Consider the following 20,974-nt stretch of genomic DNA (forward strand, 5'->3'; position numbering starts at 1 on the left):
GCATGGATGGCGCGAGGTCACTTTCTTTCGTAACATTCCATATTAAATAAATTCACTAAACATATTTTTCAGCCGCTCAATAAACCCAGGTTTGCTTGATGTTTCCGCAGGAGTCACTTTACGTGGAGCCGTCTTCTTGGCACCACCGCCTCCACGCGGACGTACAGAGCGAAGCACGTGGTGAAGCACGCCAACACCGCTCACAAAGCCTGGATCACGAACACCTATAAAATCAGGTACGGCAATCCGAACAGAAGTCTGTAGTTCCGCTTGAGCGGCACTCAGCACTCCTGGCATCGAGACCGTTCCGCCCGACAATATATAACCGCCTGGCAAATCATTAAAGCCTAGGCGCTTCACTTCATTTTTAACGAGATGGAATATTTCTTGCACACGTGGTTCGACAACGTTCGCCAAGAACACTTGATTGAACTCTTTTTCCACATTACTCCCAATTCGTGTCACTTTGAACACTGCATCTTCGGAGGCATCATCTATCCATGCACAACCAAACTTCAGCTTGATCTTCTCCGCCTGATCTGACATCGTACGCAGACCGTACGCAATATCATTCGTAACGAAGTCGCCTCCTATTGGAAGCGTTGAGGTAGCTGTCAACGTGCCGTCCTGGAAGACAGATATCGTCGTTGCTCCGGCTCCAACATCAACCAGAACGGAACCAACCATCTTCTCGTCCTTCGACAACGCAAGCTGACCTCCAGACAGTGGCATCAGCACGAGATCCTTCACATGGAGTCCAGCCTTCTCCACACAGCGCATCAGATTATGAATGGCTGTCTTTGCACCTGTAATAATTGTAGCATCCACTTCCAGACGAACGCCAATCATGCCGCGAGGGTCATGAATATCATGCAGCCCATCAACGACATATTGCTTCGCTACTACATCAATAATCTCACGTTCAGGCGGCAGAGCAATCACTTCGGCTGCTTTCAGCACACGAACGATGTCCTCTTCGCCAATTTCACGATCTTCATTAGATACGGCCACTACGCCGTGACTTGTTTGCAATCCAATATGGTTACCAGTAATTCCAACATACACTTCCGATATTTCAATACCGACCATGCGCTCAGCATGTTCAACCGCATTACGTATAGATTGCACAGTCTGGTCAATATCTACAATCGCACCTTTGCGAATTCCTTCTGATTCAGCAGAACCAACGCCGATAATTTGCAGCGTTCCGTTGTTTATTTCGCCGATGATAGCGCGCACTTTGGATGTACCGATGTCCAAACTCACAATGATGTCATTGCTGCTCAAGCCGTGGCACCTCCCACTTCCAAGTAAATTGGTATGTTTGTATCCCCCGGACACCTTGTATGTATTCAACAAACTTTAGTCATTCCCTCTTTTTTCTACATTTTTTTTGAATGTAGTCAAGTGAAATATTCACTGACAGACATTTTTTAAAAAAACTTGAAGAAAAAAGCAGGTTGTAACGAGAAATACCATAACTATTATTCTAGCATTTTTTCAGTTTGTTGAGTAGAGTTTTTTTGCTATTCTGAAACGTCGGATTTTTCCTGTTGGCCCTGGTTCAGGTTCGTATATGAGATATATGAATCTGCGTTCAGCATCGTGATCCGACCCGGTTCCTGCGTCTCTACAACCCCGCTCAGATAAGCAATCTTATCCGGAAGCATTGAGACGGTCGTAACCACTTCAAACCCTGAGCGGGTATACATCTTGATTCGATCCTGATAGGAGTCAGAAGGATCATATCGAATCTCCGAGATGTCGGCTAGCAAGCCATTCGGAATATTCGCAAGCCTCTTGCACAAGTCAGCCTTGATTGCAAGCGCCCCCTTGTCTGACCACTGCGTAAGTACTGGTTTCTCCAATACAAGCTTCTTTTCCTGCTTCAGTGTCACATCAGAACCATTTTCCAGCGAGGCCATCACCTGCCCGTCCGACGTTAATTCAAAAGCAACTGTTTCATATTCTTGCACATACACATCGATTTGGCCTGGAAAATGCTTCTCCAACCGCAATCCTTTAATATAAGGGTAGCGCTCCTGCACCCGGGATGTAATCGCACTTTCCGAGATCAAAAAGAAAGGCTCACCCACACGCAGTCCGCTTACTCCGCTTAACTCACTTGAATTGACTAATGTGTTGCCAATAAACCGTACATCTGTAATCTTACTGATGGAAGATCGGAAGAAGAGAACTCCAAGCAGCACGAGAAATAAAATAAAGAGCAACCAAATGAGCTTGGTTCCTTTCCGCTTCTTCTTCGGTTGGTCAGGCAGTCGTGGAATCGTTCTCGCTTGCAATCGCTCCAAACCCTTTCTCGTGAATAGTCCCCTCTTGCAAGAGGGGACCAAGCACCATTTCTCACCTTTACTTCAGCCGTTCGCAAAGTCCAGCTTCGGAACAGGTGTGTAACGTTCAATCTTAGCGCCAAGCTTTCTAAACATATTCTCAATGTGGTCATAACCACGATCAATATGATGCACCTGTTCAATAATTGTATGGCCTTGCGACGCCAGACCCGCAATAACAAGCGCTGCACCAGCACGTAAATCAGTCGCTTCCACAGTCGTACCGTACATACGTGGAACACCTCTTACAAAAGCGCTGCTCAGATCTACACGGATGTCCGCGCCCATTCTGCCAAGCTCGTCAACATGCTTGAACCGTCCTTCGAATATCGTCTCCTTCATCACACTAACCCCGTCGGCCAATGATAGCAGAACCATCAATTGAGATTGGAGGTCAGTAGGAAAAGCAGGATACGGCGAAGTTACGATGCGTTCCACAGCCTTAGGTCGGCCAAAACAAGTCACGTTAATTATACCATCACTTGTAGCAATCTGCACCCCGGCTCTGCGCAGAATATGAATGAGAGCAGTTAAATGACCTGCATGGGCATTGGTTAGCGTTACCGCTCCTCTTGTTGCTGCAGCAGCAATCATCAACGTCCCGGCGACGATCCGGTCAGGAATAATCTCGTAGCGGCAGCCATTGAGTTCCCGCACACCCTCAATCGTAATCGTATCGGTTCCTGCACCAATTATGTTCGCTCCCATTGCATTCAAAAACCGTTGTAAATCAACAATTTCAGGTTCACGCGCAGCATTCGTTAATACCGTTGTACCTTCTGCCAACACAGCAGCCATCATAATATTTTCTGTTGCGCCGACACTCGGAAAATCAAGATGAACTTCCGTTCCAATTAATTGTTCTGCCTTGCATGTGATCCGGTTCCCCTCATGCACAAGCGCAGCTCCTAGCGCCTGCAAACCTCTGAGATGAAGATCAATCTTACGTTCTCCAATCGCACACCCACCGGGCTGATAAATGTGTACTTCTTTGTATCGTGCCAGCAGCGGACCCATCAGGAAGATTGAGGACCGCATTTGCCGCATCAGATCCTCAGGCACATGAGACGAATGTACACTTGTATTGTCGATAGTGACCGTGTGACCGTCATGTGACGCCCGGCAGCCAAGACGCCTTAAAATGTTCAGCATGACCTCGATGTCAAGCAACTTAGGGACATTATCAAGCTGAACGACACCGTCGGCTAAGATGGCAGCTGCCATAATCGGTAAAGCGGCATTTTTCGCTCCATGGATACGAATGGTTCCCGAAAGAGGCTTCCCACCCTCAATCACCAATTTGTCCAATGTATCACCTCCGAGATTACCGCTCACCCACCGCCAATACTTCGGGCACCAACTGCACCCCGAAATCCTCCGGGACTATCTGTTGTATGCGTTCTATAAGGGTGAGCACGTTGACGCTGTTGCTTGCCCGGTGTTTACAATGAAATTGAGATGCTGCGTGGAAACTCCGGCGCCGCCTGCCACAGCCATATCGTTGCAATGCTCCAGTTCCATGACGGAACCTCGCCTCCACCACGATGCCTTTTGATCATGCGAAATGGAATGACGGTACGCAAAATGCATTTCCTCCACGCTGTAAATCACCAATCTCCTGTCTCCCGTACAATCTCAGCAGATTCAAATAGGCGTGACACATCGTTCCCCTTTGCACCTTCATTCGTCTACACGGCCCCGCCAACCGTGTCAGGAGTTATCTCCCCGAATTATGGACCGGTCTTTGCTTCTGACTCCGCTCATACAAACAGTCTGCCTCAGGAACACAATACCCTGTACCCAAGATCGTCGAATGACATGCGGCATTTAGCCCCTGCCAACTGTGTAATGAAGCGATTTTAGAAAAGGCAAAATAACCGTCAAAGCTGCTGCCAATGGGAGATTGTCACGATTATAGTGTATCTTATGACAGTGTCTCAGGTTGTGTGACAGACGCCCACTTCATCTGAAGTTGATGTGAAAGTGCATGGATGCTTTTTGAGAGAGATACTTAGTTGCTGTTCTAAAATAGAACAGCAAAAAGCGGGCAAATATTACTTGCCCGCTAAGCGTTCGATCTCTGATACTACTCGCATCGCCGCATCCGGCTGTCCGAGCGCTCTTGAACGATCCCGCATCGTCTCTCGATGACCATCGTTCTTTAACAATTGTTCAATCTGGCCAAACAGCAGCTCGGCTGTCAACTGCTTCTCCGTCATCATCACAGCAGCACCAGCCTGTTCCAACGAACGTGCGTTTGCTTCTTGATGATTGTTTGTTACATTGGGGGACGGAATCAATATCGACGGTATTCCCAGCGCCGTAAGTTCAGCAAGTGATGATGCACCTGCTCTGCTAATGGCAAGCGTTGTAGCTGCAAGCACCTCAGGCATATTGCTAATGTATGGCAGCACGTGCAGATGATTGCGAACGCCATCACTGCTCTTGAGCACTTCTTTACGTGTATGCTCATAATAATGCTGACCTGTTACATAAACGAAATGAACGTTTGGCAGCCGTTTTAGCATCGGAACCATTCCAACCATCGCATCATTAATCGCTTTTGCACCACGACTGCCTCCAACAACAAGCACAATCGGACTGTCTTGCGGAAGCCCGAGCGATGCAAAGCCCCGTTCACGGTTAGCCTCTACTACGGCAGTCGCTCGAGGATTGCCGCTGAACAGCACATGCTTAGCCTTGGTAAAGTATGGTTTTGACTCTGCAAAGCTGACAGCTACCGTATTTACGTAACGGCTCAAAAACTTGTTAGTCAGGCCCGGTATCACATTTTGCTCATGAATGATCGTCGGAATGCCTAACTTGGCAGCGGCATATACAACCGGTCCACAAACATAACCACCCGTCCCGATTACAACATCAGGCTTAAAATCTCTTAGCAACTGCTTGGCGCGGCTAACACCCTTTAAAAAACGCAGTACCGTTTTAACGTTCTCCACTGACAATTTACGACGAAAACCAGTAATCTCTATAGATTCAAATGGTATGCCCTCTTCACGAACGAGCTTGCTCTCAAGACCGCGTTCGGTTCCAATATATAAAAAAGCGCAGCTGGGATAGTGCTTCTCGCATTCCCGTGCGATGGCCAGCGCAGGATAAATGTGTCCCCCCGTGCCACCGCCGCTAAGCACGACGCGCATGTCGTTCACCTCGCATAACGTGATATGTTAAGTAGAATTCCTAATGCGGTAAGCATCAAAGTTAACGATGAACCGCCATAGCTAATAAGTGGCAATGTAATTCCTGTAACCGGCATAAGCCCGATCACAACCCCGATATTAATAATAACCTGGACAGCTACAATCCCTACAATGCCTGCACCAAGCAGGCTGCCAAAGGAGTCCGGTGCTGTCAGAGCTGCACGCATCCCTCTCCATACAAGTACCAAAAACAAAATAATGACCGTTATACAGCCGATGAACCCAAGCTCTTCTGCTAAGATAGCAAATATAAAATCGGTCTGCGGTTCCGGAACGTAATTGTATTTCTGACGACTTGCACCAAGTCCTAGCCCCGTTAAGCCACCAGGGCCAATCGCATAAAGCGATTGAATAATCTGATAGCCTGTACCAAGCGGATCTTTCCAAGGGTCGAGGAAACCAGTAATTCGATCCATCCGGTAAGGTGCAGCTAATATAAGCCCTACTAAGCCCGCTACCCCAACCATAGCCAAGCCCAGCAAATGCTGAATGCGAGCGCCTGATATAAAGATAAGGAGTAATGATGCTCCCACCATAACGGTACCTGAACCTAGATCAGGCTGCAGCATAATCATGCCAAATGCCAGCCCCATAATGCCAAGTGCAGGCAGAAGTCCCTTTGTAAAGTTCGTAATCGTATGCTGCGATTGCGACAGCAGATACGCCAGAAAAGTCACCATAGCCAGCTTCATAAATTCAGACGGCTGTATGCCAAATGAACCGATGCCAAGCCAGCTGCGTGCGCCACCCCGCACATTTCCAATACCCGGTATCAATACAATAATCAACAAGCAAAAACAGACAACCAGCCCGACTTTGGAATACCGCTTCCAGACGTGATAGTCCACATTCATCGTCACAAACATAGCAGCCAGGCCTAATCCGGCGAAAAGCAGCTGCCGCTTCACAAAATAAAAGGAGTCCCCGTAATCATGAAAGGCGACAACAGCTCCTGCGCTGTACACCATGACGATACCGATCGCGAGAAGCGATACGACAGCAACGATTAGCCACACATCGGGCGCGGTTTTTGCTTTGACCATTCGGTACACCTCATTGGACAATGTAGAGGCTTGAACACCCCTCTACTTAAGACTATGCACCGCTTCTTTAAAAATGCTTCCACGTATCTCATAGGAAGGAAACATGTCCCAACTCGCACAAGCAGGTGATAATAGGACAATGTCGCCTTCTGTCGCAAATTGTTCAGCGGCACTTACCGCTTCCTGAATAGCTTCTGCGGCATCATCTTTATTGTCGACGACCTTAACAGACTTCAAACCCGCATCCAACGCAACGTCTCTAAAAATATGACGCGTCTCGCCTAATGTAACCACTGCCTTTACCCGCTCGCGCAAATAAGGGACAAGCTCTTTAAAATCGAGGCCACGATCTAACCCGCCTGCAATCAGTACAATATTGCCTTGAAAGGCTTCCAAGGCCATCTGTGTCGCAATCGTATTTGTTGCTTTCGAGTTGTTATAATATTGGACGCCCTGATGCTCACGTACCCATTCTAAACGATGCTCTACACCTTTAAAGGAACGCAGCGAATCCCTTAGACTCTCTGGCTTAGCGCCTGCAGCCACCGCAATCGTAACAGCGGCCAATGCGTTGTCCACGTTATAACGACCAGGCAAACCGATTTCATCTACGTTAATAATGTCATGCTTAACCCCATGCTCATCCCGGAATACAATTCGATGCGTCTGCTCAGATGCAGCACTAGCGTCTGAAGGGAAAGACGGGTCTACATATGTACCTATCTTCACTTCTTGCTTGGAAGAGAAGTTCCAAATGCGTGCTTGAACAGTAGATGCAAGTGCGCTGCAGGTTGGATCGTCCGCATTAAGTATCGCAATATCACTAGTGTCCATGTTGGCAAACAGCTTCGCTTTAGAACTGATGTAGTCTTCCATACCACCATGATAATCTAGATGTGTCTCCGCTATGTTCAGCAAGCAGGCAACATGAGGATGAAACTGTTGAGTTCCTTTCAATTGGAAGCTGCTTAATTCAAGAACGACGCATTGGTCCTCGCAGGCATCTGCCGCAATACCGCTGAACGGTGTTCCAATGTTGCCTGCAACGATAGGCTGAAGTCCCGCGTCTTCCAACATATGTCCGACCCATGTCGTTGTTGTTGTCTTGCCATTACTGCCTGTAATCCCAATGATAGGCGCTGCGCACAAATGATAGCCTACCTCAATCTCAGTAACTACATCAATGCCAAGCTCTATAGCACGCTGTACTGGCGCTGCGCTGTAAGGGATGCCTGGGTTTTTCACAAGCAGTTTCACTTGCTCGGTGATCAAATTATCCGGATGTGCACCCAATACAACACAAATGCCCAAAGCTTCCAAATCAGAAGCTTCGGGACACTGGTGGCGTTCCTTTTTATCATTGACGGTCACGATTGCACCGCGCTCATGCAAACGCTTAGCTACATCGAACCCGCTCTTGGCAAGACCTAAAATAACAATTTGTTCTCCACGATACATATCTGGATGATTCATAATGTTACAACCCCTTGTTAATCCATAGTCCGAGTCCAGCTAGCAGGATGCCGACCACCCAGAACGTGATGACAACGCGCCATTCCGACCATCCCGATAATTCAAAATGGTGGTGAATAGGGCTCATTTTAAATACTCGCTTGCCTGTTGTCTTAAAAGATACGACCTGAATAACAACCGAAAGCATCTCAATGACAAATATACCGCCGATAATGATAAACAGCAACTCCGTCTTGGTCAAGATCGCTACCGCTGCAATAGCTCCGCCGATACCAAGCGAGCCGGAATCTCCCATAAACACTTTAGCAGGATGTGCATTAAAGACCAGAAAACCAAGTACCGCACCGATCATTGCTGCTGCACAGACTGCAGCTGCGATTTCGGATGCTTGCAGCGCAATAATTGCAAATGCAGCAAACGCAATTGCACTAACGCCAGACAGCAAGCCGTCCAAACCATCCGTAAAATTAACCGCATTGCTGATTGCCAGCATCATCAATATTACAAACACATAGTAGAACCATCCAAGCTCCAACCCGACGGATGTGCCTGGAATACCAACAAAGGTGCTGTGTCCCGACTGTGCGAGCAGGACGCATACAATGCCAGAGAACAAAAGCTGACCGAACAACTTTTGTTTGGCTGTCAATCCCAGTGATCTCTTAAAAATAATTTTAATATAGTCATCCAGGAATCCGACTAAACCGAATCCTAATGTAGCTACCAATAACACGTAAAAGTCCGTATCCATTACTGAAAACTTCAAAAAGGCTAACGTGAATGCAAGCAAAATAATAGCTCCTCCCATTGTGGGAGTACCTGCTTTCTTCAAATGCCCTTTAGGTCCATCTTCTCTAACTTGCTGACCGAATTTCAACCGTCTTAACAACGGTATGCATAACGGGCCTAATATGACAGCTAGTATAAAAGAAACCCCGATTGTCATTAATATCAACTTGAAGTCCAATTCCTTTCACCTCCCGTTACCACAGACCGCTAATGCTTAATCTGAATCCATTGCTTAATGATTTCTTCCATTTTCATCCCGCGTGACGCCTTAACCAGCACGGTAGTGCGCGGCTCTACAATCTCCAGCATATAGGATTTAAGTTCCTCTTTATTCTGGAACGACCTTACAGCATCTTCAGGCAGATTAGATCTTGCACCTTCTGCAATCTCACTCCCCAGCCTGCCGTAAGTTAATAGTACGTCTGTCTTTTCAGACGTTATATAAGCTCCAACCTCACGATGGAGCTGCGCCTCTTGTTCGCCCAATTCAAGCATATCGCCCAGAATCGCAATCCGCTTGCCTCCACGCACAGATGCCAATACGTCTATTGCTGCTTTCATCGCAGTAGGACTCGCATTATAGGCATCATTTAAGATCGTCCAGCCTTGTTCCGTGTCAATCTTCTCAATGCGCATACCGGAGATCTGAACGCTCTCCAAAGCTGCCCTGATCATCTGCTCTGGAACATGAAGCAAGCGACCTGCTGCAATTGCAGCTATAGCATTTAACACATTATGCTGACCCAAAATCGGAATGCTGTAGACAGCACTCTCACCTGCAGCAGTCGTCACAGAGAAAGCCATTCCGTCTTCCATTTGCATGATCGAATCCGGCCTGTAGTCGTTGCGCGGCCCAACACCGTATGTAACCACATTCATGCACGCTGGTTGGGTCGTCTCCGGCTCGGCAATAACTTGCTCCAAAAGCGGCTCGTCACCAAGACAAATAAGCACACCCTCTTCTTTTAAACCACTGATAATTTCCAGTTTAGCCCGCGCAATCTCTGTTCGCGAACCAAGCTGCAGCAAATGCGCCTCGCCAATATTCGTAATGACGGCAATGTCAGGATGAACAAGCTTGGTCAGCAGTTCTATCTCTCCCCGTCCACTCATCCCCATCTCCAGCACCGCAACATCTGTATCAGTTGGCATTCGCAATACGGTAAGCGGCAGGCCGATATGATTGTTGAAATTGCCTTCAGTCTTATGAACACGATAGGAGCGAGACAGCACAGCCGTAATCAGATCCTTGGTCGTTGTCTTGCCGTTACTACCCGTTACGGCAATCACCTTGACATCAAGCTGCTTGATATAATTGGTTGTCATACGCTGTAAAGCAAGCAGCGTGTCATCTACAATCACAAGCGGCAGCCTTGCTTCAGGAAGCGGGTGATCCGCCTGCCATAAAGCGGCGGCTGCACCTGCTGCAAGAGCTTGTTCGACGTAGGTATGTCCGTCGAAGCGATCTCCGGCAAGCGGGACAAACAGTGCGCCTTGCTCAACATGGCGCGAGTCCGTGAATACGCCCCGCACAGCCGTATGTTCTTGTGCAGCGTCCAGCAATGTGCCCCCGCACATCGCTGCTATTGATGTTAAATTCGTTTCAATCACCGGTTCAATCCCCTTATCGCTTCTTCCGCAACCTTACGGTCGTCGAAATCATGAATTTCTTTGCCGATCAACTGATACGTTTCATGGCCCTTCCCCGCAATCAATACTACATCGCGAGGGCTTGCCTTTTCAATAGCTTTCGTAATTGCAGCTCGACGATCCACAATTAACTCATAGCGCTCCTTAGGTACTCTATCCACCTTCAGGCCTTCTTCAATATCAAGCAAAATGAGGTCTGGATCTTCCGTACGCGGGTTATCAGACGTTACATAAATATAGTCCGCATACTTCGCTGCAATCTGCCCCATAATCGGCCGCTTCTTCCTATCTCTGTCCCCACCGCATCCAAATACGCAATAAACATGGCCTTCAGCGAACTCTTTTACGGTACTCAGCACGTTCTCCAAGCCATCAGGCGTATGTGCATAATCAACGATTACAGAGAATGACTGCCCTGCCTGCACCGCTTCAACACGACCAGCAACACCCTCAACTGCTTCCAAGCTCTTAACCAGATCGGCCAGTTCAATATGTTCCAACAAGCCTACTGCGATTGCAGCAAGTGCGTTGTATACGTTAAATTTACCAACCATCTTCAATTGGATGTTCGCAGAACCTTTGAACGTGTGTACTGTAAAGCTGGTGCCCTGCGCTGTTATTCGGATATTTTCCGCTCTAATATCTGCCGACTCGTGAAGTCCATACGTAACCGTCTCCGCCGTTGTTATGGACTTGAAGTACGCAGTAGCCTGATCATCTGCATTCAGGACAGCATACGAACGATCTTGTTCCTTCTCAGCAAATGTATTGCCCAAACGAGAGAAGAACAAACCTTTCGCTTCACGATAAGCTTCCATTGTTCCATGATAATCCAGGTGATCCTGTGTCAAGTTGGTAAACACTGCTGTGCGGAAGCGACAGCCTTTCACGCGCCCCTGCTCCAACGCGTGCGAAGATACTTCCATCGCGCACGCCTGAACACCCTTGTCGGCCATATCACGCAGCGCGTGCTGCAGTTCATAGGCATTCGGTGTCGTTCCAGACATCGAGTACGTCTCATTGGCATAACGCATCTCAATTGTTCCGATAACCCCTGTGCTTGTGCGTGCGTCAGTTAATATTTTTTCGATTAAATACGTAACTGTGGTTTTGCCATTAGTGCCCGTCACCCCAATTAAGCGGAGATCCTGGCTCGGGTGTTTATAATAAGCGTTAGACAAGACAGCTAATGCGTGCCTCGCATCCTTGACAATTAATTGAGGGATATTGATCTCTAGCTCCCGCTCAACGACCAACGCTGCTGCACCGGCTTCAATTGCTTGTGGTGCGTAACGGTGTCCATCATCAGCCGTTCCGGAAATACAGAAGAATAAATCCCCCTTCTGCACACGCCGTGAATCGACAGCAAGACCACTAAACACGGTATTTCCGTCTCCAATTAATGACGCTGTTACTACTTGAGAAGTTGCTACTGCTAAGTTCATCTGCTGCATCAGTTATTCCTCCGTATCCTCACCCATATAAATGCGAATGGTAGTTCCTTTTTCTACTCTTGTACCCGGCTTAGGCGCCTGATGAATAACAGTAAGTCCTGCGCCAGACTTGGCCAGCTGAAAATTCACGTTCATATCTTCGTAAATATCAGTCAGCGTCTTACCCACGAGGTTCGGGACCGTAACTAATGGCTGCTCATCAAAGCGATATTCTCGCTTCACCTGATCTTGTCTCGGCTTGACTCCAAGCACATGCAGCGCATCCTCCATAATACGTTTTACGATCGGTGCTGCAATCAATCCACCGAATTGAATCCCTTGGGGATCATCAACGGCTGTATAAATCACAATCTTTGGATCATCGGCAGGCGCAAAGCCGATAAAGGATACAATATGTTCATCTGGTGAATATTTACCGTTAATAACTTTCTGGGCCGTTCCTGTCTTCCCGCCTACTCGGTAACCATCAATAAACGCATTACGGCCAGTGCCCTGAGCCACGACATGCTCAAGCGCATCCCGCACCTTCTTAGAGGTATCTGGTGAAATGACTTGACGAACCATCTCGGGTTTAACCTCATCCACTATTAAACCTGTCTCCGGCTGGATAAAAGCTTTTGCAACATGCGGCTTATACCACTTTCCTCCATTGATAGCCGCTGACACAGCTGCAATCTGCTGAATCGGCGTCACAGATACACCTTGGCCGAATGCAGTTGTTGCCAATTCCACTGGTCCAACCTTATCCAGTCTAAACATGATGCCATTCTCTTCACCACTCATATCAATGCCCGTCTTCTTGCCGAAGCCGAAGTTGCGTATGTACTCAAACAGCTTCTCTTTGCCCAAGCGTTGACCAAGAGCTACGAAGCCGGGATTACATGAATTCTCGACAACTTCCAAGAATGTCTGACTGCCATGTCCGCCCTTCTTCCAGCAGCGAAGCTTGGCACCGCCAACTTCTACTCGGCCAGGATCGAAGAAATGCTCATTATACAAGTTCACCTTGCCTTCTTCAAGTGCAGCGGCCAGTGTAATAATTTTAAAGGTTGATCCTGGCTCATAAGTCATCCATACAGGTAAATTACGGTTGTACACTTCTGCAGGATAATCCCGGTAATGTTCTGGACTGTAGTTCGGCCGACTTGCCATAGCTAGAATTTCGCCGCTATTCGGATCCATCGCGATGGAGACGATATGTTTGGGGCTTAAATCAAGCATTGCCTGATCCAACTCCCGCTCCATTATTGTCTGTATATCTTTGTCAATCGTCAATTGCAAATTTAACCCATCTCGTGGCTGTTCAAACTTTTCAGTTGAATTTGGCATTAACCGTCCCTTGGCATCGGCCAAAAATGTGATGCTTCCACGCAGGCCGCTTAATGCCGTATCATATTTGGCCTCGATGCCTGTCAGACCTTGATTGTCAATCCCCGTAAAGCCTAATATGTGTGAGGCCAAGTCCTTGTTAGGGTAAAAGCGCTTATTATCTTCTGCGACTACTATCCCTGACAGCTTTAATGCTCGGATCTGAGTCGCCAAGTCAAGCGGTATTTTGCGACCGCCTGGTTTCAGTCGGACAATTAAAGCTCTTTTTGTAATTTCCTTGTGCACTTTGTCTACAGACATGCCAAGTAACGGAGCAAGCTGCTCCGCTGTTTGTTGGGCATCCTTGATTTGTGCTGGCACTGCCATGACTGAAGGAGAGCTAATATTATAGGCTAATCGCTCTCCATTGCGGTCTACGATTTCCCCTCGCTTTGCGATTACAGGAATGTTGCGTCGCCAAGACTCCTCCGCCTTGGCGCCCAATTCACTGCCTTGCCACAGCTGTACGTAGGCAAGACGGACGACAAGCGCCATAAAGCCAACCGCCATTAGCGCAAATCCAATGATTAGACGTTTACGGACAGTTACACCAGATACTTTCACGTCAATCCCTCCCTTGTCCGACAATGGTTATAATCAACCTATTCCGAACAACCACGGGTTAGAACAAGCTCTTAAAAGCTATTTAGAGCTTTTAAGAGCTTAAAGAGGGGAGGACGTTATTCAGTCTTCTCTTCATCCGGCTTGTCAGCTTCTAGTGCTAATGTAGGCTCAAGCTTTACATGAACGATACGTTGGCCATTTTCCGTTGACTTCGTATATTCCTTCACATAACCTTCACCTTCCATCGTAAGCTTCCACTCCAGCAAGGATGTAATCTCAAGCACGTCACGTAATGATTTGCCTTTTAACTCTGGAAGTGGCATCTTGGTAGGTTCATCGGTGAGCAAATAAATGCGCTGCCCCACCGCTAATTCCGTACCAGGCTCAGGGTACTGCCGCTTTACTTCAACACCTGCTCCTACCGTCTCAAAGACAATGCCCTTCTCTGCAAGGCGTTTCTTGGCTTCAAACGGCTTCAGCCCTTGAATATTAGGAGCTTTGGCAAGTGTTGTCATGGTTTGTTTCTTCTCTTGGACCGATGTTTGCGATTCAGTTGTAGTAGGTACACCCATGTGACGGAGTGATTTACTTACAATTTCCTTAAATAAAGGCGCAGCCACGAAGCCTCCGCCCGCATAAAAATCATTCGGATCATCGACGACAACGATTAAGGCGATCTTCGGATTGTCAACCGGCGCATATCCGATAAAGGATACAACGGATCTGACATCGTCATATTTACCATTAATAACTTTAAGCGCTGTGCCCGTCTTACCCGCTACACGATAACCTTCGATATACGCATTTTTCCCTGTACCGATTTTCTGATCGGAAACGACCTGTTCCAAGTATTCGCTGACTTGCTTGGATATGTCTGGCTTCAGCACTTGACGCAGCACTTCAGGCTCACGAGTCTCCACTTTGCCCGTCATCGGATCTACGATCTTCTTGACGATGTGCGGCGTCATCAACTTGCCGCCGTTCGCAACAGCAGATACCGCCATAATTTGCTGCAGCGGTGTTACAACGAGCTGACCATGTCCATAAGAAGCAGCTGCAACGTCAGCCGGATATTGAAAGTGTATTTTCCCGCCGATCTCGCCCGGCAGTTCAATTCCTGTCTTTTTACCAAAGCCAAATTGATCAATATAGGACTTAAACTGTGTCTCACCGAGCTTTTCAAACCCAAGCTTGACGAAGGCGACGTTACTAGAGCGCTTCAAACCTTCCAGATAAGGAATTGTGCCCCACCCAACTTTGTTATGGTCATGAATTCTTCTGCCGCCGGCTACGATACTTCCTGACTGAAAGTAATCATTTGGATTAAATAAGTTCTCTTGCACGGCAGCCGCCAGCGTTACAATTTTGAAGGTGGACCCTGGTTCATATCCTCCGCTTACTGCTAAGTTGTTAAATGAACGAAGATCCTTTGCTGATTCCCAATATTTATTCGGATCAAAGGTAGGCAGGTTTGTCATGCCTAGAATATCCCCCGTGCTTGGGTCAGCAGCAATGACAGTCATACTCTGGGGGCTGTACTGGTTGTACACCTTCTTCATCGCTTCTTCGATATACTGTTGGATTGTACGGTCTATCGTCAAGTAAATATTGCTGCCATCTTGTGCCGGCGCATACAATTCATTCGCTGATGGAAGCTTGTTCCCTTGCCGATCTTTCTGATAATTAAGCTTGCCATCTGTCCCATCAAGCAAATCATTAAATTGGGACTCGATGCCACCCACTGGTTTGCCCTCTTTGTTTATGTAGCCAAGCACATGGGAAGCAAGCGTGTTTTTGGCATAGTACCTCTTGGTGTCTCTAAGCACATATAAGCCGATGTCCGCTTGTTCCGTCTGTTTTTTCAAATCGGAAATAAACGTAGTCAGCTTATCTGCAGGCTCTTGATTAATTTTCCAACCTTCACTTCTTACTTCACGATAAACATGGTATTTTCCTTTATCATTCAGCTTACGTACCAGTTGGTATAATTCATCTTCCGACTTGCCCAACACTTCATGTAATTTCTCTACGATCAAACGCTCCACATCTATGCGGTCTTTGACCAGCTTATCGTTAGTCCTCAGTTCCTGGATAACCTTTGGATTCAAAACCACATCATAAGCAGGAGCATCCATAGCCAACACTTCACCATTCTGGTCAAATATGGTACCGCGTTTCGCAGGGATATTTTTCTCAACAGACCATGTCGCTTCTGCCTTACTGAGCCAAAAATCCTGGTTCCACACCTGATACCAGAACAAGCGACTTATAATAACTGCAAAAAATAGTAAGAACAAGCCGCCAATTATTAACGTTCGAATTTTTATACGTTTAATCATATTGCTGCCCCATTACTCATTCCCGCTATCGACTTTGAATGAATGAATTTCCACAGGCTGATCGGGTAAACGCAAGCCATTAGCCTCTGCGACCTGTCTGATCCGATCCCAATCCGATAATTGCTGCTGCTTTACTTTCAGCACGCCCATCTCGGTAGCCATTTTGTCAACTTCCCGCTTGGAGCTTTGAATCTCTCGATTCAACGTATAGATGTCTGCATATCGGGCAATTAGCATGAACGCAACCGCTGAACAGAATACAATCGTGAGCAGATACAGCATCTTCTCGCGCATAGGTAGACTAGCCTTACGTACAACTTTCTTAGTCGTTTCCTTATATCGTTCTTGTACCTGTGGACGCCGTTCAGGACGAACAGCTAAATTACCTCTAACATATCCCATTACCTGTTCCCCTCTCCATTCAACTTCTCGGCAATACGCAGCTTAGCGGAACGTGAGCGAGGATTGTGTTCGAGTTCTTCCTCACTTGGAAGAATAGGCTTGCGATTCACTAAGGTTAGGCTGCCTGTACTGTTGCAGCCGCACACTGGCAAGCCTGGCGGACACGTACATCTGCCTACGTAAGAGGTAAACGTCTGCTTGCATATACGATCCTCCAACGAGTGGAACGTAATAACAGCTACACGACCACCCGGGTTCAAGCATCTGACTGCCTGGTGAAGCGAATCTTCAAATGCGCCCAACTCGTCATTGACCGCTATCCGCAGCGCCTGGAAGCTTCTCTTCGCAGGATGACCGCCTGTACGACGGGCAGCTGCAGGTATCCCCTTCTTCACCAATTCAGCCAGTTGGCCTGTCGTTTCGATCGGTTCTTGCGCCCGCGCCTCTACGATAACCTTGGCAATCCGTCGTGAGAATTTTTCCTCTCCGTACTCAAACAAAATCTTCGCTATTTCCGCCTCTGACCATTCATTAACAATATCATGAGCTGTCAGAAGTCCTAACTGATCCATACGCATATCAAGCGGCGCATCATGGTTATAACTGAATCCACGGTCTCCTTCATCCAACTGGGGGGATGACACGCCTAAATCAAACAAAATGCCGTCGACTTGCGGCACGCCATTAATCTGCGGCACACCTGCTTCTAACAACGCCTCTTCCAAATGACGAAAATTCGTGCGGACAAGTGTGACACGGTCCATATATGCAGCCAAACGCTGCTTTGCATTATCATGAGCCCAGTCATCCTGATCAAGCGCAATCAATCTTCCCTCTGCTGATAGCTTGGACGCGATCAACTCGCTATGCCCCGCACCACCAAGCGTGCAATCCACATATATACCATCAGGACGAACGGCCAAACCGTCGACTGATTGTTCCCGCAATACTGTTATATGATGAAACATTTCCATTCCTCCTGCATTCCGATTCCCTCTTAGTTGTATGCCAATATTTACTGTTTTCTAGACCTCAGTCAACGTACCTTGTGCCGCTTATGTGTCTACTTAAGGCTGCTGCACTAAAAATTAAAATCAACCAACGTCTCCGCAATCTCGTTAAAGGTTGACGCAGATTCATTAAAATAGTGCTCCCAAGCGCCCTTGCTCCACACTTCCACACGGTTCTGTACCCCTATAACCATACATTCTTTCTCAAGCTTGGCATACTCTCGCAGATGGTTCGGAATGTTAATACGGCCTTGTTTATCCCACTCGCATTCGCAAGCCCCTGAGAAGAAAAACCGCGAGAACGCACGAGCATCCGCCTTCATAAGCGGCAGCGCCTGCAGCTTCTGCTCCAACAAGCTCCACTGATCCATGGGATATACAAATAAGCATTGGTCTAATCCTCTTGTAATAATAAAAGTAGTGCCGAGATTGTCACGGAGCTTGGCAGGAATGATTAAGCGGCCTTTGTCATCGATGCTGTGTTGATATTCACCCATGAACATGTGCCACCACTCCTCTCCCTATTTCCACCACAACTCACCACTTTTCACCACGACGGTTAACTTATTCGCCACACAAGCAAAAAATCCTGCTTGGAAGGCAGGATTTTTCTACATCCGATATTTGGTTATAATACCATTATTCCAAAATCACTTTACTTGTTGTTGTCTAAAGGTTCTTTTTCATTCATAGAAACGGATGAGGAATCGCCATTCTGCTCCAAAAGACGATCCTGTTTAGGGTCTGCTGTAGTTGTTTGTTCTGCTAGCCGTCGATTATGCTCGGTATACGGATCACTACCACTCACACCACTTGATCTTCGCTTGAATCGGATCATCCACCAAGTCGGAAGAACAAGCAGTACCAAAACAATTAAATAGGGTAACACCGCAACGGTAAAGAGCACGATATTCTTAAACAGCTCGGTAAGCGATTGAATGCTGCTTGATAATGTACTGCCAATTCGTTCTCCAAACGGAGCCGTCAGCGCCGCTTTCGTATGATCTACCTGGATCGTCTCGTATAGTCGAAGTTCAATTGTAGACATTGCTACATTGTTATTTAAATATCGCATACGACCAACTATTCTTTCAATCTCTTCTTGAACCGTATCCAGCTCGTTTGAAAATTTCAACAAATCGCTGGAATTCCCCGCCTTATCCATATATCCCAACAATCGTGACTCAACCACCCGGCGAGCCTTCAATCGTGCGCTCAAATCTACATATTCTTCTGTGACATCCGTTGCTGAATAGCTGCGCTGAAACCTCAAATTAGGTAGCTTGTTTATCTGCTCAAGAAGGGGTTGAAAACCGTCCGCAGGCACTTTCATGACATATAACCCAGCTCGTTCGTATTCCGAATACTGGTCTTCGAAAGATAAAATGTATCCACGAGCCAAGTGAATGATATCGTTAATTTGTTGCTTCGCTTTATCGTAACTCTCCACTTCCATCGTAAGGTTTGCTTTGTAGATCAGCTTACGATCCGTCTGCGCTTGTGGCTCGGACAGCCCTGTTGTTACGGGACGCTCCCCCTGATCTTGGAGTGCCTTAGAATCTGCCGCCTTATCTGCGCTACTGACTTCACTATTTACTTCTGAGGAAGCAGCAGTCGATTCCAGACGAGCCACCACATCTTGCTTGCCTCCAGAGCTAGAACAACCTGCTGCCAGTACAGCAAGGATGAACCATAAGCACACACTCACCCAAACGATAGGATGCCTGCGTATACATCTCAACCTGCATAAAATAGTTCTACCATTTCTGCTGTTCTTATTACTTTCAATTACGCTTTGTGTTTCCATTACATCGCCCCTTTCTACTTTTCCCTGATGTCTTGTGTCTGGATTAACAGCATAAATTCTCTGCTCATGTGTAAATCTAAGTTTGTTTATATCTGGTATTAATCCCCAAACGCAAACAAGCATCGGATTGTTGCACCCGATGCTTGTGAAATATTCCAATGATAAAATGCCGATGTTAATGCTCTTGCCAACTATCCAAATAGGATCTTTGTTCCTCGCTGAGCTCATCAATATGAATGCCAAGAGATTCAAGCTTCACACGCGCAACCTGCTCATCCAACTCATACGGAACTGCAATAACATGTTTGCCTAATTGCTCATATTGCTCATTCACATACCTCAGCGACATCGCTTGCAGGGCAAACGTCATATCCATAATTTCTGCTGGATGGCCATCACCTGCAGCAAGGTTAACCAATCGACCTTCAGCTAATACATAAATGCTGCGTCCATCTACAAGACGATATTCTTCAATATTGCGACGAACCGTGCGCACACTGCTAGAGCGTGATTCCAGTTCAGGTTTGTTTACTTCAACATCAAAGTGGCCCGCATTAGACAGAATTGCTCCATCCTTCATAACATCAAAGTGCTCTCCACGGATAACATCTTTATTACCAGTCACGGTTACAAAGAAATCACCGATTTTAGCCGCTTCACTCATCGGCAGGACTGTAAATCCGTCCATGTACGCTTCTACGCCTTTTATTGCATCTATTTCCGTTACTACGACGTTAGCACCCAAGCCTTTGGCACGCATCGCAACACCCTTGCCGCACCAGCCGTATCCAACAACTACTACCGTCTTGCCTGCTACGACTAGATTAGTTGTCCGATTGATACCATCCCATACAGATTGACCCGTACCATATCGATTGTCAAACAAGTATTTGCAAAAAGCGTCATTAACCGCCACCATCGGGAACTCCAACTTGTTTTCTTTTTCCATAGCTTTAAGACGTAAAATACCGGTAGTAGTCTCTTCTGCTCCGCCACGCACCTGCGCACGAAGATCAGGACGCTCGGAATGAAGAATAGAGATCAGATCGCCGCCATCATCGATAATCAAATCTGGCTTCGACTCCAGCGCTTTGATCAAGAGTTGTTTATACTCTTCTGGGTCAGGATTGTATTTGGCATATACTTTAATGCCATCTTCGACAAGAGCTGCACAGACGTCATCTTGGGTAGACAGTGGATTACTGCCTGTAATCGTTACTTCCGCACCACCAGCCTGAACGACTTTTGCTAAGTAAGCAGTCTTGGCTTCCAGGTGAAGTGATATAGTTACCTTTAGCCCCTTAAAGGGCTGCTCCGCTTCGAACTGCTCGCGAATACGGTTCAATACTGGCATATGTGCTCTAACCCAATCAATCTTCAAGTGCCCTTCCGGCGCTAAGCCGATATCACGAATAATGCTGTCTTGCAAAGCCTTAGTCGACATCTACAATCCCTCCACATATATTCTACGCCAGCGTCAATCATTGGTATGCTACCCACCCT

16 protein-coding genes and 1 pseudogene are annotated in these 20,974 nt (G+C 47.1%); all 17 read right to left on the reverse strand.

Annotated elements, in window-relative coordinates; all coding sequences use genetic code 11:
* Positions 1 to 42: 42 nt before the first annotated feature.
* The 17 genes and pseudogenes from ftsA to QP775_RS08830 all read right to left on the reverse strand — a co-directional run bounded on the left by ftsA (position 43) and on the right by QP775_RS08830 (position 20,915).
* The gene (ftsA, locus tag QP775_RS08750; RefSeq protein WP_239328530.1) at positions 43 to 1,287 is read right to left on the reverse strand and encodes a cell division protein FtsA; all 1,245 of its coding nucleotides are present in this window, start codon (positions 1,285 to 1,287) and stop codon (positions 43 to 45) included.
* 239 nt (positions 1,288 to 1,526) lie between these two features.
* Positions 1,527 to 2,312: a cell division protein FtsQ/DivIB gene (locus QP775_RS08755; RefSeq protein ID WP_285105211.1), complete on the reverse strand. Its 786-nt coding sequence runs from the start codon at positions 2,310 to 2,312 to the stop codon at positions 1,527 to 1,529.
* Positions 2,313 to 2,375: 63 nt separating this feature from the next.
* Positions 2,376 to 3,659 (reverse strand): UDP-N-acetylglucosamine 1-carboxyvinyltransferase, encoded by a 1,284-nt coding sequence (gene murA / locus QP775_RS08760; protein WP_239328532.1) that lies wholly within the window; start codon positions 3,657 to 3,659, stop codon positions 2,376 to 2,378.
* A gap of 16 nt (positions 3,660 to 3,675) precedes the next feature.
* Positions 3,676 to 4,066: pseudogene (locus QP775_RS08765) on the reverse strand (UDP-N-acetylmuramate dehydrogenase); the annotation flags it as partial.
* Positions 4,067 to 4,405: 339 nt separating this feature from the next.
* Positions 4,406 to 5,512, reverse strand: a complete 1,107-nt coding sequence (gene murG / locus QP775_RS08770) for an undecaprenyldiphospho-muramoylpentapeptide beta-N-acetylglucosaminyltransferase (RefSeq protein WP_285105214.1) — start codon at positions 5,510 to 5,512, stop codon at positions 4,406 to 4,408.
* 5 nt (positions 5,513 to 5,517) lie between these two features.
* Entirely contained in the window at positions 5,518 to 6,615 is a 1,098-nt protein-coding gene (spoVE, locus tag QP775_RS08775) for a stage V sporulation protein E (protein WP_239328534.1), read from the reverse strand.
* A gap of 42 nt (positions 6,616 to 6,657) precedes the next feature.
* A complete protein-coding gene (murD, locus tag QP775_RS08780) occupies positions 6,658 to 8,088 on the reverse strand; it encodes a UDP-N-acetylmuramoyl-L-alanine--D-glutamate ligase (protein ID WP_285105217.1) in 1,431 nt (476 codons plus the stop codon).
* Positions 8,089 to 8,092: 4 nt separating this feature from the next.
* Positions 8,093 to 9,055 carry a phospho-N-acetylmuramoyl-pentapeptide-transferase gene (gene mraY / locus QP775_RS08785; RefSeq protein WP_239328536.1) on the reverse strand — a complete coding sequence of 321 codons (963 nt, stop codon included), beginning with the start codon at positions 9,053 to 9,055 and terminating at the stop codon, positions 8,093 to 8,095.
* 29 nt (positions 9,056 to 9,084) lie between these two features.
* Entirely contained in the window at positions 9,085 to 10,488 is a 1,404-nt protein-coding gene (locus QP775_RS08790; RefSeq protein ID WP_285105220.1) for a UDP-N-acetylmuramoyl-tripeptide--D-alanyl-D-alanine ligase, read from the reverse strand.
* Positions 10,485 to 11,972 carry a UDP-N-acetylmuramoyl-L-alanyl-D-glutamate--2,6-diaminopimelate ligase gene (locus tag QP775_RS08795; RefSeq protein ID WP_483312008.1) on the reverse strand — a complete coding sequence of 496 codons (1,488 nt, stop codon included), beginning with the start codon at positions 11,970 to 11,972 and terminating at the stop codon, positions 10,485 to 10,487. Before QP775_RS08795 ends, QP775_RS08790 begins: the two co-directional genes overlap by 4 nt.
* Before the next feature lie 12 nt (positions 11,973 to 11,984).
* Positions 11,985 to 13,913: a stage V sporulation protein D gene (locus QP775_RS08800; protein ID WP_285105224.1), complete on the reverse strand. Its 1,929-nt coding sequence runs from the start codon at positions 13,911 to 13,913 to the stop codon at positions 11,985 to 11,987.
* Positions 13,914 to 14,029: 116 nt separating this feature from the next.
* Positions 14,030 to 16,252, reverse strand: a complete 2,223-nt coding sequence (locus QP775_RS08805) for a penicillin-binding transpeptidase domain-containing protein (RefSeq protein WP_285105226.1) — start codon at positions 16,250 to 16,252, stop codon at positions 14,030 to 14,032.
* 12 nt (positions 16,253 to 16,264) lie between these two features.
* The gene (gene ftsL / locus QP775_RS08810; RefSeq protein WP_285105228.1) at positions 16,265 to 16,654 is read right to left on the reverse strand and encodes a cell division protein FtsL; all 390 of its coding nucleotides are present in this window, start codon (positions 16,652 to 16,654) and stop codon (positions 16,265 to 16,267) included.
* The gene (rsmH, locus tag QP775_RS08815) at positions 16,654 to 17,622 is read right to left on the reverse strand and encodes a 16S rRNA (cytosine(1402)-N(4))-methyltransferase RsmH (RefSeq protein WP_285105230.1); all 969 of its coding nucleotides are present in this window, start codon (positions 17,620 to 17,622) and stop codon (positions 16,654 to 16,656) included. The genes ftsL and rsmH overlap by 1 nt, the downstream gene beginning before the upstream one ends.
* Positions 17,623 to 17,735: 113 nt before the next feature.
* Positions 17,736 to 18,167: a division/cell wall cluster transcriptional repressor MraZ gene (mraZ, locus tag QP775_RS08820; RefSeq protein ID WP_239328543.1), complete on the reverse strand. Its 432-nt coding sequence runs from the start codon at positions 18,165 to 18,167 to the stop codon at positions 17,736 to 17,738.
* A gap of 152 nt (positions 18,168 to 18,319) precedes the next feature.
* Positions 18,320 to 19,372, reverse strand: coding sequence for a DUF4349 domain-containing protein (locus QP775_RS08825; RefSeq protein WP_285105233.1), 1,053 nt, complete (start codon positions 19,370 to 19,372; stop codon positions 18,320 to 18,322).
* Positions 19,373 to 19,646: 274 nt separating this feature from the next.
* Positions 19,647 to 20,915: an adenosylhomocysteinase gene (locus QP775_RS08830; RefSeq protein ID WP_285105235.1), complete on the reverse strand. Its 1,269-nt coding sequence runs from the start codon at positions 20,913 to 20,915 to the stop codon at positions 19,647 to 19,649.
* Positions 20,916 to 20,974: the final 59 nt, after the last annotated feature.

The organism is Paenibacillus sp. UMB4589-SE434 (assembly GCF_030226685.1).
Lineage (GTDB): Bacteria > Bacillota > Bacilli > Paenibacillales > Paenibacillaceae > Paenibacillus_B.

What these genes read in the sequence shown, in the direction of transcription:
- murG (WP_285105214.1), bottom strand. Translation starts at nt 5,512, where the DNA reads ATGCGCGTCGTGCTTAGCGGCGGTGGCACGGGGGGACACATTTATCCT.
- spoVE (WP_239328534.1), bottom strand. Translation starts at nt 6,615, where the DNA reads ATGGTCAAAGCAAAAACCGCGCCCGATGTGTGGCTAATCGTTGCTGTC.
- murD (WP_285105217.1), bottom strand. Translation starts at nt 8,088, where the DNA reads ATGAATCATCCAGATATGTATCGTGGAGAACAAATTGTTATTTTAGGT.
- QP775_RS08795 (WP_483312008.1), bottom strand. Translation starts at nt 11,972, where the DNA reads ATGAACTTAGCAGTAGCAACTTCTCAAGTAGTAACAGCGTCATTAATT.
- QP775_RS08805 (WP_285105226.1), bottom strand. Translation starts at nt 16,252, where the DNA reads ATGATTAAACGTATAAAAATTCGAACGTTAATAATTGGCGGCTTGTTC.
- ftsL (WP_285105228.1), bottom strand. Translation starts at nt 16,654, where the DNA reads ATGGGATATGTTAGAGGTAATTTAGCTGTTCGTCCTGAACGGCGTCCA.
- rsmH (WP_285105230.1), bottom strand. Translation starts at nt 17,622, where the DNA reads ATGTTTCATCATATAACAGTATTGCGGGAACAATCAGTCGACGGTTTG.
- mraZ (WP_239328543.1), bottom strand. Translation starts at nt 18,167, where the DNA reads ATGTTCATGGGTGAATATCAACACAGCATCGATGACAAAGGCCGCTTA.
- QP775_RS08830 (WP_285105235.1), bottom strand. Translation starts at nt 20,915, where the DNA reads ATGTCGACTAAGGCTTTGCAAGACAGCATTATTCGTGATATCGGCTTA.